At 61.5% G+C, this 15,337-nt stretch carries 13 protein-coding genes; 8 read left to right on the top strand and 5 right to left on the bottom strand.

Annotated elements, in window-relative coordinates; translation table 11 throughout:
- The first annotated feature begins 68 nt into the window (after positions 1–68).
- Entirely contained in the window at positions 69–1,019 is a 951-nt protein-coding gene (locus tag KXR72_RS02345; RefSeq protein ID WP_437419518.1) for a putative 2-dehydropantoate 2-reductase, read from the top strand.
- Between the two features lie 255 nt (positions 1,020–1,274).
- Positions 1,275–2,249: an HTH-type transcriptional regulator CysB gene (gene cysB / locus KXR72_RS02340; protein ID WP_437419517.1), complete on the top strand. Its 975-nt coding sequence runs from the start codon at positions 1,275–1,277 to the stop codon at positions 2,247–2,249.
- 36 nt (positions 2,250–2,285) lie between these two features.
- Here cysB and KXR72_RS02335 read toward each other — a convergent pair whose 3' ends face one another.
- Positions 2,286–3,023: a phosphoadenylyl-sulfate reductase gene (locus KXR72_RS02335; protein WP_437420358.1), complete on the bottom strand. Its 738-nt coding sequence runs from the start codon at positions 3,021–3,023 to the stop codon at positions 2,286–2,288.
- A gap of 184 nt (positions 3,024–3,207) precedes the next feature.
- Between KXR72_RS02335 and thrH the strand changes: the two genes are divergently transcribed.
- Positions 3,208–3,825: a bifunctional phosphoserine phosphatase/homoserine phosphotransferase ThrH gene (gene thrH, locus KXR72_RS02330; RefSeq protein ID WP_437419516.1), complete on the top strand. Its 618-nt coding sequence runs from the start codon at positions 3,208–3,210 to the stop codon at positions 3,823–3,825.
- 23 nt (positions 3,826–3,848) lie between these two features.
- Here thrH and pabB read toward each other — a convergent pair whose 3' ends face one another.
- From pabB to KXR72_RS02310, 4 genes are read right to left on the bottom strand one after another with little or no spacing between them, the layout of a single operon-like run.
- Positions 3,849–5,198, bottom strand: a complete 1,350-nt coding sequence (pabB, locus tag KXR72_RS02325; protein ID WP_437419515.1) for an aminodeoxychorismate synthase component I — start codon at positions 5,196–5,198, stop codon at positions 3,849–3,851.
- A 43-nt stretch (positions 5,199–5,241) separates the two neighbouring features.
- On the bottom strand, positions 5,242–6,225 hold the full coding sequence (locus KXR72_RS02320; RefSeq protein ID WP_437419514.1) for an alpha-L-glutamate ligase-like protein: 984 nt from the start codon (positions 6,223–6,225) through the stop codon (positions 5,242–5,244).
- A 3-nt stretch (positions 6,226–6,228) separates the two neighbouring features.
- Positions 6,229–7,755, bottom strand: a complete 1,527-nt coding sequence (locus KXR72_RS02315) for an inactive transglutaminase family protein (protein ID WP_437419513.1) — start codon at positions 7,753–7,755, stop codon at positions 6,229–6,231.
- Between the two features lie 4 nt (positions 7,756–7,759).
- A complete protein-coding gene (locus KXR72_RS02310; protein WP_437419512.1) occupies positions 7,760–8,296 on the bottom strand; it encodes an ATP-dependent zinc protease family protein in 537 nt (178 codons plus the stop codon).
- A 259-nt stretch (positions 8,297–8,555) separates the two neighbouring features.
- Between KXR72_RS02310 and KXR72_RS02305 the strand changes: the two genes are divergently transcribed.
- The 5 genes from KXR72_RS02305 (at position 8,556) to prpF (ending at position 15,326) form a co-directional block, all read left to right on the top strand.
- The gene (locus KXR72_RS02305) at positions 8,556–9,278 is read left to right on the top strand and encodes a GntR family transcriptional regulator (RefSeq protein ID WP_437419511.1); all 723 of its coding nucleotides are present in this window, start codon (positions 8,556–8,558) and stop codon (positions 9,276–9,278) included.
- Positions 9,275–10,162 carry a methylisocitrate lyase gene (gene prpB, locus KXR72_RS02300; RefSeq protein WP_437419510.1) on the top strand — a complete coding sequence of 296 codons (888 nt, stop codon included), beginning with the start codon at positions 9,275–9,277 and terminating at the stop codon, positions 10,160–10,162. The genes KXR72_RS02305 and prpB overlap by 4 nt, the downstream gene beginning before the upstream one ends.
- 67 nt (positions 10,163–10,229) lie before the next feature.
- A complete protein-coding gene (prpC, locus tag KXR72_RS02295) occupies positions 10,230–11,357 on the top strand; it encodes a bifunctional 2-methylcitrate synthase/citrate synthase (protein WP_437419509.1) in 1,128 nt (375 codons plus the stop codon).
- Positions 11,358–11,418: 61 nt separating this feature from the next.
- A complete protein-coding gene (gene acnD / locus KXR72_RS02290; RefSeq protein WP_437419508.1) occupies positions 11,419–14,022 on the top strand; it encodes a Fe/S-dependent 2-methylisocitrate dehydratase AcnD in 2,604 nt (867 codons plus the stop codon).
- A gap of 116 nt (positions 14,023–14,138) precedes the next feature.
- Entirely contained in the window at positions 14,139–15,326 is a 1,188-nt protein-coding gene (gene prpF / locus KXR72_RS02285; RefSeq protein ID WP_437419507.1) for a 2-methylaconitate cis-trans isomerase PrpF, read from the top strand.
- Positions 15,327–15,337: the final 11 nt, after the last annotated feature.

Below are 15,337 nucleotides of genomic sequence, written 5' to 3'. Positions count from 1 at the left end.
CACTGCTAATGTTTCGCATCGCGCCCGGGCGCGGCAGTTTCTTACCTGATCGTTGAGTGGAGTGTTTCATGACGGCTACAAGCCCTCGAATCGGCATCATCGGCACAGGCGCCATTGGCGGTTTCTACGGCCTGCTGTTGGCACGGGCCGGCTACGACGTGCATTTCCTGCTGCGCAGCGAGTATGAAGCGGTCGTCCAGAACGGCTTGCGAGTAAACAGTGCGGTGCATGGCGACCTGCATCTTGCCGAGGTCCAGGCCTACCGGCAGGTGACCGACATGCCCAAATGCGACTGGCTATTAGTCGGCGCCAAGAGCACGAGCAACCAAGACCTGGCCCCGCTGATTGCCAACGCCGCGGCGGACAATGCCAACGTCGTGGTGTTGCAGAATGGTCTTGGCGTGGAGGACGCGCTGCGTCAGACGCTTTCCCCGAAACTGCACCTGTTGGGCGGGTTGTGTTTCATCTGTGTTCATCGCTCTGCACCCGGCGTGGTCGAGCATCAGGCGCTCGGTGGGGTCAACCTGGGTTATCACTCCGGCCCGGCGGTCGACGCGCAGCAGCAATCTATCCTCGAAGATGGTGCATCGATGTTCCGTAACGCCGGCGTCGATTCGAGCGTGGCACCTAATCTGGCGCAGGCGCGCTGGCAGAAATTGGTTTGGAACATGCCTTATAACGGCCTTTCTGTTCTGCTGAACGCCGGCACCACGCGGTTGATGGCGGACCCCGACAGCCGTGCACTGGTGAAAGCCATCATGGAAGAAGCCTGCGGTGCCGCGGCGGCATGCGGCTATCCGCTGCCGGAGGTGCTGGTCGATCGCATGCTGAAATCGACCGATCACATGCCTGACTATCTGCCTAGCATGTACCACGATCGCAAGGACGGACGACCGATGGAGCTCGATGCGATCTACGCCGCGCCGCTCGCGGCTGCCGAGCAGGCCGGATTCGCCATGCCCCGTGTGGAGTCTCTGTATCGTGCCTTGCGTTTTCTGGAAACCAGTGCCGATCGGTAGCGACGCGGTGCGAGGTAGTGCTTTTCGGGCGGCCTGCTAAGCTCAGATCATGCCGTTTCGGCCAGGTTTCTCTGCTCCGCGATAGCGCAGCTGCGCCACTTATTGAGGCGCAGCTTGATCGGCGTCTCATGTCGGTGTGGCGTGATGGCTGCCGTACAGACCGGCCTGGACGATATGGCCTAGAATCCGCGTCATTGCTGTAGAGCGGTTATAAGAAAGGGCCGCGCGCAGCGTCTTTGGTCTTGAGGGATCTCTATGAAGCTTCAGCAACTGCGTTACATCTGGGAGGTGGCGCATCATGACCTCAACGTCTCGGCGACCGCGCAAAGTCTTTTCACCTCGCAGCCCGGTATCAGCAAACAGATTCGCCTGCTCGAAGATGAACTTGGTGTCGAGGTATTTGCGCGCAGTGGCAAGCACCTTACCCGTGTGACGCCGGCAGGCGAGCGAATCATCGCCACAGCCGGAGAAATTCTTCGCAAATGCGAAAGCATCAAGCAGATTGCCCAGGAATTTTCCAACGAGAAGCGTGGCACGCTCAGCATCGCCACCACTCATACCCAGGCGCGCTATGCGTTGCCGCCCGTGATCAGCCGGTTCATCAAGCAATACCCTGATGTTTCGCTGCACATGCACCAGGGTACGCCGACCCAGATCGCCGAGATGGCCGCCGATGGCACCGTTGATTTTGCGATTGCTACCGAAGGCCTGGAGTTGTTCGGCGACTTGGTCATGATGCCTTGCTACCGCTGGAACCGTTGCGTAGTGGTGCCGCAGGACCATCCGCTCAGCAAACGCGGAAAGCTGACGCTCGAGGCGCTGGCCGAATATCCGATCGTGACCTACGTGTTCGGCTTCACTGGCCGTTCGAAACTCGACGAAGCCTTCAGCCACAAGGGCCTGGCGCCCAAGGTGGTGTTCACCGCAGCCGACGCGGACGTGATCAAAACCTATGTCCGACTGGGGCTCGGTGTGGGCATCCTGGCGCGCATGGCGGTCGATGCCGAGCTTGACCCAGATCTTGTCGTACTTGATGCCAGCGAGTTGTTCGAGCCGAGCGTGACGAAAATCGGCTTTCGTCGTGGCACCTTTCTGCGCGGCTTCATGTGCGATTTCATCCAGACCTTCGCCCCGCATCTGGACAAGGACATGCTCGAGCGGGCCGTCCAGTGCCGCAACAAGGCGGAGCTGGACGAGTTGTTCGATCACGTCGACCTGCCGACCTTCTAGCAGGGCCGGCGGCAGAGCTGGTGCGGGAAAGAGTAGTCAGGCCTTCGCGATCAGGTTCCCGGCATGCAACCCGCATTCCTTCTGGGTGGACTCCTCCCACCACCAACGCCCCTCGCGCTCATGCTGGTTCGGTAACACCGGGCGTGTACAGGGCTCGCATCCGATGCTGACGAACCCTCGCTCGTGCAGGCTGTTATAGGGAATTTCGAGCATGCGAATGTAGCCCCAGATTTCCTCGCTGGTCATCTGCGCCAGAGGGTTGAACTTGTACAGTGTATTTTCCGGCGTGGAGAAAGCCGTGTCGATCTCGAGTACCGATACCTGGCTACGGGTGCCTGGGCTCTGATCGCGCCGTTGCCCTGTCGCCCAGGCCCGTACGTTGGCCAGCTTACGGCGCAGCGGCTCGATCTTTCGGATGCCACAGCATTCGCCATGGCCGTCGCGGTAGAAACTGAACAGCCCCTTCTCGTTGACCATCGGCTGTAGCAGGGCTGGGTCCGGAGTCATGATCTCGATGGCAACGCCGTAGTGCTCGCGTACCTGCTCGATAAAACGATAGGTTTCGCTGTGCAGGCGGCCGGTGTCGAGCGTGAATACCTTTACGTTCTTGTTCAGCTTCCAGGCCATGTCGAGCAGGACGACATCTTCGGCACCGCTGAAGGAGATCCACAAGTCGTCTCCGAACAAGTCGAACGCGAGTTGAAGGATTTGTTGGGGAGACTTGCCGGCGTAGGCGGTTGCCAGCTCGGCGACATCAATAGATTGGCTCATCAGGCAGGCTTCCTTGGTCTGGCGCTTAGCGCTCTTCGCAGGCCGCGAATGGTAGCAAAGCCGCTTTATTCCGCTAAATAACGTTTCGGCAATTTAACTCATGCTTGTGGGAATAAGCGTTGCGTTGCGTCCACGGGGCCTAGTGGTTAGAGTGCCGGCTCCATTTTTATGCTGTGAGGAGTGGCCCGTGGAAATTGCCTGTCTCGACTTGGAAGGTGTGCTGGTCCCGGAAATCTGGATCGCCTTTGCCGAGGCCACCGGAATCGAATCGCTGCGGGCCACCACACGGGACATTCCCGATTACGACGTATTGATGAAGCAGCGCCTGCGCATTCTCGACGAGCACGGGTTGAAGCTGGCGGACATTCAGAAAGTCATCTCGACCCTCAAGCCGCTGGATGGCGCCATCGAGTTCGTCGACTGGCTGCGCGAGCGATTCCAGGTGGTGATCCTGTCGGACACTTTTTACGAGTTTTCTCAGCCGCTGATGCGCCAGTTGGGCTTCCCCACATTGCTCTGCCACCGCCTGATAACCGATGACAACGACCGTGTCGTGGATTACCAGCTGCGCCAGAAGGATCCCAAGCGCCAGTCCGTAATCGCGTTCAAGAGTCTCTATTACCGCGTCATCGCGGCGGGCGATTCCTATAACGACACCACCATGTTGGCCGAAGCGCACGCGGGCATCCTGTTCCACGCGCCGGACAACGTGATTCGGGAGTTCCCGCAGTTCCCGGCCGTGCATGACTTCGATGCGCTCAAGCAGGAATTCATCAAGGCATCCAATCGCAAGCTGACCCTCTGACCAGGTTTGCAAGGTCCGTCAGGTCAAGGCTTGGCGGGCCCTTCCAGCGTAGCCAGCAATACCCCCACTTTGTCCATCGACTCGCGGTGCTCGTCCTGCCAGTTCGAGTCCGCGACGATCCCTCCACCGCCCCAGCAGGCCGCGCGACCGTTTTTCATCAACAGCGAACGGATGGCGATGGAACTGTCCATCTCGCCTCGCACATCCAGATAAAGCAGTGAGCCGCAGTAGATTGCGCGACGGGTGGGTTCCAGCTCGTCGATGATCTGCATTGCGCGGATCTTTGGTGCGCCGGTGATGGAACCGCCGGGAAAACTGCCTGCCAGCAGGTCCAAGGCATCCTTCTCAACCGCCAGAGTGCCGGTCACGCAACTGACCAAGTGGTGGACGTTCGGGTAGCTCTCCAGGCTAAAGAGTTCCGGTACGCGGACGCTACCAATCTGGCAGGTGCGGCCGAGGTCGTTGCGCAACAGATCCACGATCATCAGGTTTTCCGCTCGATCCTTCGGGCTGGCAAGCAGCGCCTGGGCCTGCTCGGTATCCGCCTCAGGATCAGTCTGGCGCGGGCGGGTGCCCTTGATTGGGCGGGTTTCCACCTGGCCTTGGGTCAGGCGCAGGAATCGCTCGGGAGAAAGGCTGACGATGGCATCCTCTCCGAGCGAGACGAATCCGGCATAGGGTGTCGGGCACGCTGCGCGCAGGCGCCGGTATGCCTGCCAGGGGTCGCCCGCATAGGGCGCCTGGAAGCGTTGGGCAAAATTCACCTGATAGCAGTCGCCGGCTCGGATGTAAGCCTGTATCCGTTCGATTGCGGCGTGGTACTGAGCAACCTGCAGGTCCGGTTTGAAAGGGCACAACAGCTGAAACGGGGCGGGCGGATCGGCAGGCTCGCTTTCGAACCGCGCGATGATACGTTGGCGCTCGCTGTCGGCAAGGCTGGGATGAAATACCAGCTGGCAGGTTTCGAGTTGGTGGTCGGTGACCAGGGCCCAGGCGTAAAGCCCAAGGCGGGCATCCGGCAGGTCCAGGTCGTCGCTGGTCTGTCGGTTCAGTCGCTCGAGCCGGGTGCCGAAGTCATAAGCCAGAAAGCCAAGCAATCCGCCGGTAAACGGCAGCGCCAAGCCTGCCGGCACATCGGCTGCACCGAGTGTCCGCAATGCGGCCCGTAATCGGTTGAAGAAGGCTTGGCCAGATTCGTCCTGCCCGGGCTCCAGCAGCTGCTGCGGCCAGGCACTGAGCAAGTCGTAGCGGCCTCGGGTGGCGACAGGGCGGCCCGAGTCGAGCAGCAGCGCGCCAGGCTCGTTCCGGATGCGCTCGAACCAAGGCGCTGGATCGGCGAGATAGGGCAGTGGGTGAATCGAGCAGAAGGGCATCGAGTGAGGTCGGTCATTGACCCGGCGCCGGCCGGGTCGTGGATCATGCGTGGCTCGGGATATGACCGAACAGTTCCTGGGCGAAGCGGACGCGTTCTTCGGGCGTTTCCTGAATGCCTTTTTCCTTGAGCGCCTCGATCCGGCTCTCGATGGCGTGGGCCCGGTGAGTCAGCCCACTGTCGTTGGCGATCTGGATATTCAGGCCGGGGCGCGCGTTGAGCTCGAGGATCAACGGGCCCTTGTCCTGATCGAGCACCATGTCGACGCCGATGTAGCCGAGTCCGCACAACTCGTAACAGCCAGCGGCCAGCTTCATGAAGCCATCCCAGTTGGGCAGCTGTACGCCATCCACCGCGTTGGTCGTGTCGGGGTGCTTGGTGATCTTGTTGTTCAGCCAGGTTCCGCGCAGGGTGATGCCGGTGGCCAGGTCGACGCCGACGCCAATCGCGCCCTGGTGAAGGTTCGCCTTGCCGCCGGATTGTCGGGTTGGCAGGCGCAGCATCGCCATTACCGGGTAACCCATGAGCACGATGATGCGAATGTCCGGTACACCCTCGTAACTGATGCTCTTGAAGATTGGGTCCGGCGTGACGCGGTACTCGATCAGCGCGCGGTCGCGGTGCCCGCCGAGCGAGTAAAGCCCGGTGAGGATGTTCGAGATCTGATGTTCGATTTCCTCGTGGGTGATGATCTTGCCGGACACCGTTCGGTAGCGCCCCTCGAAGCGGTCGGCGATAACCAGAATGCCGTCACCGCCTGCGCCTTGGGCAGGCTTGACCACGAAGTCGACGTGGTCTTTGACGATGTCCTTGAGCTTGTCGATGTCCTTTTCCGTTTCGATGATGCCGTACAACTCCGGCACGTCGATGCCGGCCTCGATCGCCCGTTCCTTGGTGATGATCTTGTCATCGACGATAGGGTACAGGTGGCGCTTGTTGTACTTGAGCACATAGTCCGCGTTGCGGCGGTTGATACCCATGATGCCCTTGGCTTCAAGGGCCTTCCACGTCTTGATCAGACCGAACATGGCTCAATCCTTCAGAAAGGCTTTGAATCGGAACAGCTCGGTCAGGCGGTAGCCGCGGTAGCGACCCATCGCCAGCATGAAGCCCACCATGATCAGCAACACGGCTGGGAACGTGAAGATGAAGTAGGTCAGCTCAGGCACGCTCATCAGCAGATGCGCGAGCGTGGCGGCGATCAGGGTGCCAACGGCGACCTTGAAGGCGTGACTGGCGCCGCGCTCTTCCCAGGTAATCGACAGGCGTTCGATGGTCATCGTCAGAATCACCATCGGGAACAGCGCCACGGACAGGCCGCGTTCTAGGCCCAGCTTGTGGCTGAGCAGGCTGATGACGGCGATCAGCACCACCACGAACGTCAGCACTACCGACAGACGCGGCAGCATCTGCAATTTGAGATGTTCCAGGTACGAGCGCAGTGAAAGCCCCAGCGCCGTAATTACGGTAAACAGGATGATGCCAAAGCCGAGCTGGGTTTCACGGAACGCCAAGGCGATCAGTACTGGTGTGAAAGTACCCAAGGTCTGGAGGCCACCGAGGTTGCGCAAGATCAGGATCACCAGGACGCCGATCGGAATCATGATCATGATCTGGTAGGTCTGCTGGGTCTGCAGTGGCAAGCCGTACAGCGAGTATTCGAGGAAGTCGGCGTCGGTATTTTCGTCGGTCAGCTTGGCCAGGCGGATGGCGTTCATCTCGCTGCTGTTGAGCGTGAAGGTCACCTGCGCATTACGGCCGCCCTCCAGGTTCAGCAGGGGCTCGTCACCCGTCCACCAGATCAGGCGGTCCTTGGGTAGACCCTGCTCGCCGGTTTCCGGGTTGAAGTAGAGCCATTTGTCTCCGTTGAAACTACGCAGCCAGAGTTCGGGGGATTGCGCCATATCGGCAGCCAGACGGATGGTGTGCACGCGCTCCATCGGCACGTGCGCAATGGACAGCAGCAGCTCGACCACGCGTGCCTTATTGGCAGTTGAGGCGTCGCCGCCGAGCAGCAATTTGACGTTGTCGTCGTTGGCGTTATTGGCGCGTTTGATGGCTTCGCTGATGAACGTCTCGACGTCGGCCGAGTGCTGGCGGATGGGCGAGAGCAGTGCTTCCGCCGCGATCTTCTCGGCACCTTCTACGGGAATGCTGTCTCGGAAGATTGGGCCGGTGGTCTTGGTCTGCTCGCCGCTGTAACGGCGCGTCAGTACCAGGCGGTAGTAGAGGGTCTGGTTGCCGTTGGCGCGACGTGCGGACCAGGTCACGCGGCGATTGCCCTCGGACCGGTTGATACTGACGCCGTAGTTGTTCGAGATGAAGCTCTCATTGAGGCTGACGAATTCCTGGGTCAGCGGCGGCACGTACATCTGCAGCTTGACCGGCTCGCGTGCATTGGTCTGGAACTCGATCTTGGCGTCGATGTTCCACAAATCGTCCGTCTCGTCCTCGGTCACGGGGATGCCGAGCACGAAGATCTGGTACGCCGTGATCGCGATTCCCAGCGTGACGAGCAGGAAAATCAAGACTTTGAGGTGCAGGGTCAGGGAGCGCATTGGGTTACTCGTCAGCGTCGGATTCGTTAATGCAGCCAGGCTTGCCGGCGGCGTAAGTAAGGCTTGGGTCGACCAGCGCGCCAAAGCGGGTAAGCGCATCGGAGCCAATCAGCAGTGGGTATTGGAATGCGCTTCGATCAGTGAGGTTCACTTCGATGCTGCGTCTCGCCGTGCCCATGCACAGATCCAGTTCCACGACCGGACGCGGTGTGTACGTCTTCTCCTCGTCCGGATCGAAGTCACCCGCGCGGCGCTTGATTTTGCTGATGCGCTGTAGCGGTAGTTCGATGGGGCGATCGTGTGCCTCGTCTATCGCAAGATAGAAGCGCACCCAGCGCTTGCCGTCGCGCTTGAAGCGTTCGATGTCCCGGGCGCTGAGCGATGCGGTCTGTGCACCGGTGTCGAGTTTGGCTGGAACCTCAAGGTCGAAATCCGGCAAGGCCACGTGCTCGTTCAGGCCGTAGATGGTCTTGTCGGCGGCATGAGAGAGCAGGGGGGCAGGCAGCAAGCACAACAGTAGGAGATAAGGTCTGACGCTCATAGATCCAGGCGTAGTCGAGTCGGAAGAAGCATGGGCGGAACAGCGGCTCATGAGCTTGAACGATCACGAACAGCGTACGCTGACCGCGGCAATACACCGCTGCATTCTAGCATGGCGATCCAGGGGTCGCGACACACCAGGTGCCTGGCGCGGGCAGGGTTGATCTTCGGTAAAGTGTCGACAGTATACGTTGGTATACATTGACGTGGCTCGGTCTCGTGGCTAGATTTCGCGAACTAAATCTGAAAGTGTCAACAATATGCTCGATGCGCTGATACCCCATTCGACGCTCTCGGCTGACAGCGGCACCCTGTCCGAGCACGTCTTTCGTTCGATCCAGGCGGCCATCATCCGCGGCGACATCGCGCCTGGCAGCAAGATATCGGAGCCTGAACTGGCCCGTACCTACGGCATTAGCCGCGGCCCCTTGCGTGAGGCGATTCACAGGCTCGAAGGTCAGAAGCTGCTGGTGCGGGTTCCGCATGTCGGTGCGCGCGTGGTGTCGTTGAGCCACGCCGAGCTCATTGAACTCTATGAAATCCGTGAATCGCTGGAGGGCATGGCATGCCGCCTCGCTGCAGAGCGCATGAGCGAGGCGGAGATCGACGAGTTGCGGCGCGTCCTTGATACCCATGAGCGCGACGAGGCCTTCCAGGCCGGGGTGGGCTATTACCAGCAGGAAGGGGACTTCGACTTCCACTACCGCATCATTCAGGGCAGCGGCAACCGCACCCTGACACGGATGCTCTGCAGTGAGCTGTACCAACTGGTACGGATGTACCGCATCCAATTCTCCACGACGCCTAACCGGCCCCGCCAGGCGTTCGCCGAGCATCACCGCATCCTCGATGCCATCGCTGACCGCGACGGTGAGCTGGCGGAACTGCTGATGCGCCGCCATATCTGCGCCTCGAAGCGCAACATCGAGCGCCATTACCTGGGTGCTCGCCAACAGACACCACAGACGAGAGGTGAGGCATGACACTCCCAACCCCAGGCCAGCGTTTTCGTGATGCGGTCGCCAGTGAACATCCGTTGCAGGTCGTCGGCGCGATCAATGCCAACCATGCATTGTTGGCCCAGCGTGCCGGCTTCAAGGCGATCTACCTCTCCGGCGGGGGCGTTGCGGCCGGCTCGCTGGGGCTACCAGACCTCGGCATCAGTGGGCTGGACGACGTGCTGACCGACGTCCGCCGCATTACCGATGTGTGCGACTTGCCGTTGCTGGTCGACGTGGACACCGGGTTCGGTGCTTCGGCATTCAACGTGGCCCGTACCGTCAAGTCGATGATCAAGTTCGGTGCGGCGGCGATCCATATCGAGGATCAGGTGGGCGCCAAGCGGTGCGGCCATCGGCCGAACAAGGAAATTGTCAGCCAGCAGGAAATGGTTGACCGGATCAAGGCCGCGGTCGATGCACGCACCGATGACAGCTTCGTGATCATGGCGCGAACCGATGCGTTGGCCGTGGAAGGCCTGGATGCGGCGCTTGAGCGGGCCCAAGCCTGCGTCGAGGCCGGTGCCGACATGGTCTTTCCCGAAGCGATCACCGAACTGGCAATGTACAAGCAGTTCGCCGAGCGCGTCGGTGCGCCGATCCTGGCGAACATCACCGAATTCGGCTCGACACCACTGTACACCACCGATGAGCTCGCCAGTGCTGACGTCTCGCTGGTCCTCTACCCGCTCTCGGCGTTCCGCGCGATGAACAAGGCAGCGGAGAACGTCTACACGGCCATTCGCCGCGACGGCACGCAGAAGAACGTGGTCGACACCATGCAAACCCGCATGGAGCTGTACGAGCGCATCAACTATCACGCATTCGAGCAGAGTCTCGATGCGCTGTTCGCACAGAAGAAAGGCTGAGGTCTACCTCGCTGATTCGAATGACTGACTTTGCAGTATCCAGAACAAATCCAAGAAGGAGAGAGCAATGGCTGAAGCAAAAGTATTGAGCGGTGCGGGGCTGCGCGGGCAGATCGCCGGGCAGACCGCATTGTGCACGGTGGGCAAGGAAGGCGCGGGTCTGACTTACCGTGGCTATGACGTCCGCGACCTTGCCGCGCAGGCCGAATTCGAGGAGGTCGCTCATCTGTTGTTCCATGGCGAGCTGCCGAATGCCGACCAGCTGGCGCGTTACAAGGCGCGGCTAAAGACGATGCGCGATCTGCCGCAGGCGCTCAAGGAGGTGCTCGAGCGCATTCCCGCGACCGCACATCCGATGGACGTGATGCGCACCGGCGCCTCCATGCTTGGCAACCTCGAACCCGAGCTGAGCTTCGATCAGCAGCGCGACGTGGCCGAGCGGCTGATGGCCGCCTTCCCGGCGATCATGTGCTACTGGTACCGCTACAGCCATGACAACCAGCGGATCGACTGCAACAGTGACGAGGACACGCTGGGCGGGCACTTCCTCGCGCTGTTGCATGGCAAGAAGCCGAGCGAGCTGCACGTGAAGGTCATAAACGTTTCGCTGATCCTGTACGCCGAGCACGAGTTCAACGCCTCGACCTTCACTGCACGCGTCTGCGCCTCGACGCTTTCCGACCTCTATTCGTGCGTGACCGGCGCAATCGGCTCGCTGCGCGGCCCGCTGCATGGTGGCGCAAACGAAGCGGCAATGGACATGATCGAGCAGTGGAAATCGCCGGAAGAGGCGGAGCAAGGCATCCTCGGCATGCTCGAGCGCAAGGACAAGATCATGGGCTTCGGTCATGCCATCTACAAAGAGTCTGACCCCCGCAACGAGGTGATCAAGGTCTGGGCGAAGAAGCTTGCCGACGAGGTGGGCGACACCGTGCTCTACCCGGTATCGGTCGCAGTCGACGAAACCATGTGGGCGCAGAAGAAGCTTTTCCCGAACGCTGACTTCTACCATGCCTCGGCGTACCACTTCATGGGCATTCCCACCAAGCTGTTCACCCCGATCTTCGTTTGCTCGCGGGTCACTGGCTGGGCGTCCCACGTGTTCGAACAGCGCAGCAACAACCGCATCATCCGGCCAAGCGCCGACTACATCGGCCCGGAGCAGCGCAAGGTCGTCCCGCTCGCCGAGCGTTGACGGGCAACGGGGAGCCCGAGCGCTCCCCGGACATGCACACACAGAATCGAGTCTTTCCGGCATGAATACAGAACACCGCAAACCTTTGCCCGGCACGCCGCTGGACTACTTCGACACCCGCGCCGCCATCGAGGCCATCCAGCCGGGTGCCTACGACACGCTGCCCTACACCTCGCGTGTACTGGCCGAGCAGCTGGTGCGTCGTTGCGATCCCGAACTACTGGGCGATGCGCTGCGGCAGATCGTCGAGCGTCGGCGCGACCTCGATTTTCCCTGGTATCCGGCGCGTGTGGTCTGCCATGACATCCTCGGGCAGACGGCGCTGGTGGACCTGGCCGGCCTGCGCGATGCCATCGCCGAGCAAGGCGGTGACCCGGCTAAGGTCAATCCGGTCGTACCGACTCAGCTGATCGTCGACCATTCGCTGGCGGTGGAGTACGCCGGCTTCGACCCCGAGGCGTTCGAGAAAAACCGGGCGGTCGAGGAGAGGCGCAACGAGGACCGTTTCCACTTCATCGAGTGGACCAAGACCGCGTTCAAGAACGTCGACGTGATCCCGGCTGGCAACGGAATCATGCACCAGATCAATCTGGAGAAGATGAGCCCGGTAATCCAGGCGCGCGGTGGCGTGGCCTTCCCGGATACCTGCGTCGGCACTGACTCGCACACTCCCCATGTCGATGCGCTGGGCGTAATCGCTATTGGCGTCGGGGGTCTGGAAGCCGAAACCGTGATGCTCGGCCTGCCGTCGATGATGCGCCTGCCGGACATCGTCGGTGTACGCCTGACCGGCAAGCGTCAGCCGGGCATTACCGCCACCGATATCGTCCTCGCGCTGACCGAGTTCCTACGCAAGGAGCGGGTCGTCGGCGCCTGGGTCGAGTTCTTCGGCGAGGGCGCCGACAGCCTGACCATCGGCGATCGCGCGACCATTTCCAACATGTGCCCGGAATACGGCGCCACCGCTTCGATGTTCTACATCGATCAGCAAACCATCGATTACCTCAAGCTGACCGGCCGCGAGCCGGAGCAGGTCGCGCTGGTCGAGCAGTACGCCAAGGAAACCGGCCTGTGGGCGACCGCCCTGGAAGGCGCCGAGTACGAGCGCGTGCTCGAATTCGACCTGTCCAGCGTGGTGCGCAACATGGCTGGCCCGTCCAACCCGCACAAGCGCCTGCCGACTTCGGCGCTGCACGAGCGCGGCATTGCCGACGAGGTCAAGCTGGCCGCAGCGCGTGCTGAAGAAGCCGAAGGTCTGTTGCCGGATGGTGCGGTGATCATCGCGGCCATCACCAGTTGCACCAACACCTCCAATCCGCGCAACGTGGTTGCGGCTGGTCTCCTGGCGAAGAAGGCCAATGAGCTGGGGCTGGCGCGCAAGTCCTGGGTGAAGACATCTTTCGCGCCAGGCTCCAAGGTCGCCAAGCTGTATTTGGAAGAGTCGGGGCTGCTGCCGGAGCTGGAGAAACTCGGTTTCGGCATCGTCGCTTATGCCTGCACCACCTGTAACGGGATGTCCGGCGCGCTGGATCCGAAAATCCAACAGGAAATCATCGACCGTGACCTGTATGCCACGGCAGTGCTGTCCGGCAACCGTAACTTCGACGGCCGCATCCACCCCTACGCCAAGCAGGCGTTCCTGGCCTCGCCGCCGCTGGTGGTGGCCTACGCCATCGCCGGCACCGTGCGCTTCGATATCGAACAGGACGTGCTGGGCACCGACAAGAACGGCAACCCGGTCACCCTGAAGGACCTCTGGCCATCCGACGAGGAGATCGACGCCATCGTCGCCGCGTCGGTCAAGCCGGAGCAGTTCAAGCAGGTCTACATCCCGATGTTCGACCTGGGCAACATCGAGGAAGCCAAGAGCCCGCTGTACGACTGGCGCCCGATGTCGACTTACATTCGCCGCCCGCCGTACTGGGAAGGTGCGCTGGCTAACGAGCGCACCTTGAAGGGCATGCGCCCGCTGGCGATCCTGCCGGACAACATCACCACCGATCACCTGTCACCCTCCAACGCCATCCTGCTGGATTCGGCCGCCGGGGAATACCTCGCCAAGATGGGCCTGCCGGAGGAGGACTTCAACTCCTACGCGACCCACCGTGGCGACCACCTGACCGCGCAGCGCGCGACCTTTGCCAACCCGCAGCTGGTCAATGAAATGGCCGTGGTCGATGGTCAGGTGAAAAAGGGTTCGCTGGCGCGTGTCGAGCCGGAAGGCAAGGTCATGCGCATGTGGGAAGCGATCGAAACCTACATGAACCGCAAGCAGAACCTGATCATTGTCGCCGGTGCCGACTACGGTCAGGGCAGCTCGCGTGACTGGGCGGCCAAGGGCGTGCGCCTGGCGGGTGTCGAAGTGATCGTGGCCGAAGGCTTCGAGCGTATTCATCGCACCAACTTGGTCGGCATGGGCGTGCTGCCGGTTGAGTTCAAGTCGGGCACCACGCGCCTGACCTTGGGCCTCGACGGCACCGAAACCTTCGATATCGAAGGCGATCTGTCGCCGCGCTGCGACCTGACCCTGGTCATTCACCACAAGAGCGGTGAAGAAACCCGTGTCCCGGTCACCTGCCGCCTCGACACTGCTGCCGAAGTCAGCGTGTATCAGGCTGGCGGCGTGCTGCAGCGCTTCGCCAAGGATTTCCTCGGTCAGGCTTGACCGTTCGGTCTCGTAGGGTGGATGGCGCTTTTTCCATCCACCGCATCAACCTCGCGGTGGATCGGTGAAACGCCGCCCACCCTACGGCCCATCCATTTCTTAGCCAGGACTCACTCATGGCTCATCAATCCCAGATCAAGATTCCCGCCACCTACATGCGTGGCGGCACCAGCAAGGGCGTGTTCTTTCGCCTGCAGGACCTGCCGCAGAGCTGCCAGGAGCCGGGCGCTGCACGCGACAAGCTGTTCATGCGCGTAATCGGCAGTCCCGATCCCTATTCGGTGCACATCGACGGCATGGGCGGCGCCACGTCCAGCACCAGCAAATGCGTGATTCTGTCCAAGAGCACCCGGCCCGATCATGACGTCGAGTACCTCTACGGCCAGGTGTCGATCGACAAGCCCTTCGTCGACTGGAGCGGCAACTGCGGCAACCTTTCAACCGGCGCCGGCGCCTTCGCGCTGCATGCTGGCCTGGTGGATGCCGATCGCATTCCGCAGAACGGCACCTGTGTGGTGCGGATCTGGCAGGCCAACATTGGCAAGACCATCATTGCCCACGTGCCGGTTGTCGACGGGCAGGTACAGGAAACCGGCGACTTCGAGCTGGACGGCGTGACCTTTCCTGCCGCCGAGATCGTGCTCGACTTCCTTGATCCCTCCGACGATGGCGAGGAGGGCGCTTCGATGTTCCCCACCGGCAACCTGGTCGACGATCTGGAGGTGTCCGGCATCGGCACGCTAAAGGCGACCATGATCAGCGCGGGCATCCCGACGGTTTTCGTCAATGCCGAGGACATCGGCTATCAGGGCACGGAGTTGCGCGAGGACATCAACGGCGACCCGGCGCAGCTCGCGCAGCTGGAGTCTATTCGTGTCGCTGGCGCGCTGCGCATGGGCCTGATCAAGACCGCGGCAGAGGCGCTGACCCGCCAACACACGCCGAAGGTTGCGTTCGTTTCGCCGCCGAAGAGCTATCGTGCGTCGTCCGGCAAGACCATTGAAGCGGGCGAGGTGGATCTGCTGGTTCGGGCACTGTCCATGGGCAAGCTGCACCACGCGATGATGGGTACTTGTGCCGTGGCCATCGGTACGGCGGCGGCCGTGCCGGGCACGCTGGTCAATCTTGCTGCAGGCGGCGGTGAACGCCACGCCGTGCGCTTCGGGCATCCGTCCGGCACGCTGCGCGTCGGAGCCGAGGCGAAACAGGTCGACGGCCAGTGGACCGTTACCAAGGCGATCATGAGTCGCAGCGCGCGAATATTGATGGAGGGTTGGGTGCGCGTGCCAGGCGACGCGTTCTGATGGACTTTCGA

The organism is Stutzerimonas chloritidismutans, assembly GCF_051486945.1.
GTDB classification, from domain to species: domain Bacteria; phylum Pseudomonadota; class Gammaproteobacteria; order Pseudomonadales; family Pseudomonadaceae; genus Stutzerimonas; species Stutzerimonas chloritidismutans_B.
This window is presented reverse-complemented; position numbering and strand designations above follow the sequence as displayed.

Excerpts from the sequence above, each read along its gene's own strand:
- KXR72_RS02345 (WP_437419518.1), top strand. The coding sequence starts at position 69 with ATGACGGCTACAAGCCCTCGAATCGGCATCATCGGCACAGGCGCCATT.
- cysB (WP_437419517.1), top strand. The coding sequence starts at position 1,275 with ATGAAGCTTCAGCAACTGCGTTACATCTGGGAGGTGGCGCATCATGAC.
- pabB (WP_437419515.1), bottom strand. The coding sequence starts at position 5,198 with ATGCCCTTCTGCTCGATTCACCCACTGCCCTATCTCGCCGATCCAGCG.
- KXR72_RS02320 (WP_437419514.1), bottom strand. The coding sequence starts at position 6,225 with ATGTTCGGTCTGATCAAGACGTGGAAGGCCCTTGAAGCCAAGGGCATC.
- KXR72_RS02315 (WP_437419513.1), bottom strand. The coding sequence starts at position 7,755 with ATGCGCTCCCTGACCCTGCACCTCAAAGTCTTGATTTTCCTGCTCGTC.
- KXR72_RS02310 (WP_437419512.1), bottom strand. The coding sequence starts at position 8,296 with ATGAGCGTCAGACCTTATCTCCTACTGTTGTGCTTGCTGCCTGCCCCC.
- KXR72_RS02305 (WP_437419511.1), top strand. The coding sequence starts at position 8,556 with ATGCTCGATGCGCTGATACCCCATTCGACGCTCTCGGCTGACAGCGGC.
- prpB (WP_437419510.1), top strand. The coding sequence starts at position 9,275 with ATGACACTCCCAACCCCAGGCCAGCGTTTTCGTGATGCGGTCGCCAGT.
- prpC (WP_437419509.1), top strand. The coding sequence starts at position 10,230 with ATGGCTGAAGCAAAAGTATTGAGCGGTGCGGGGCTGCGCGGGCAGATC.
- acnD (WP_437419508.1), top strand. The coding sequence starts at position 11,419 with ATGAATACAGAACACCGCAAACCTTTGCCCGGCACGCCGCTGGACTAC.
- prpF (WP_437419507.1), top strand. The coding sequence starts at position 14,139 with ATGGCTCATCAATCCCAGATCAAGATTCCCGCCACCTACATGCGTGGC.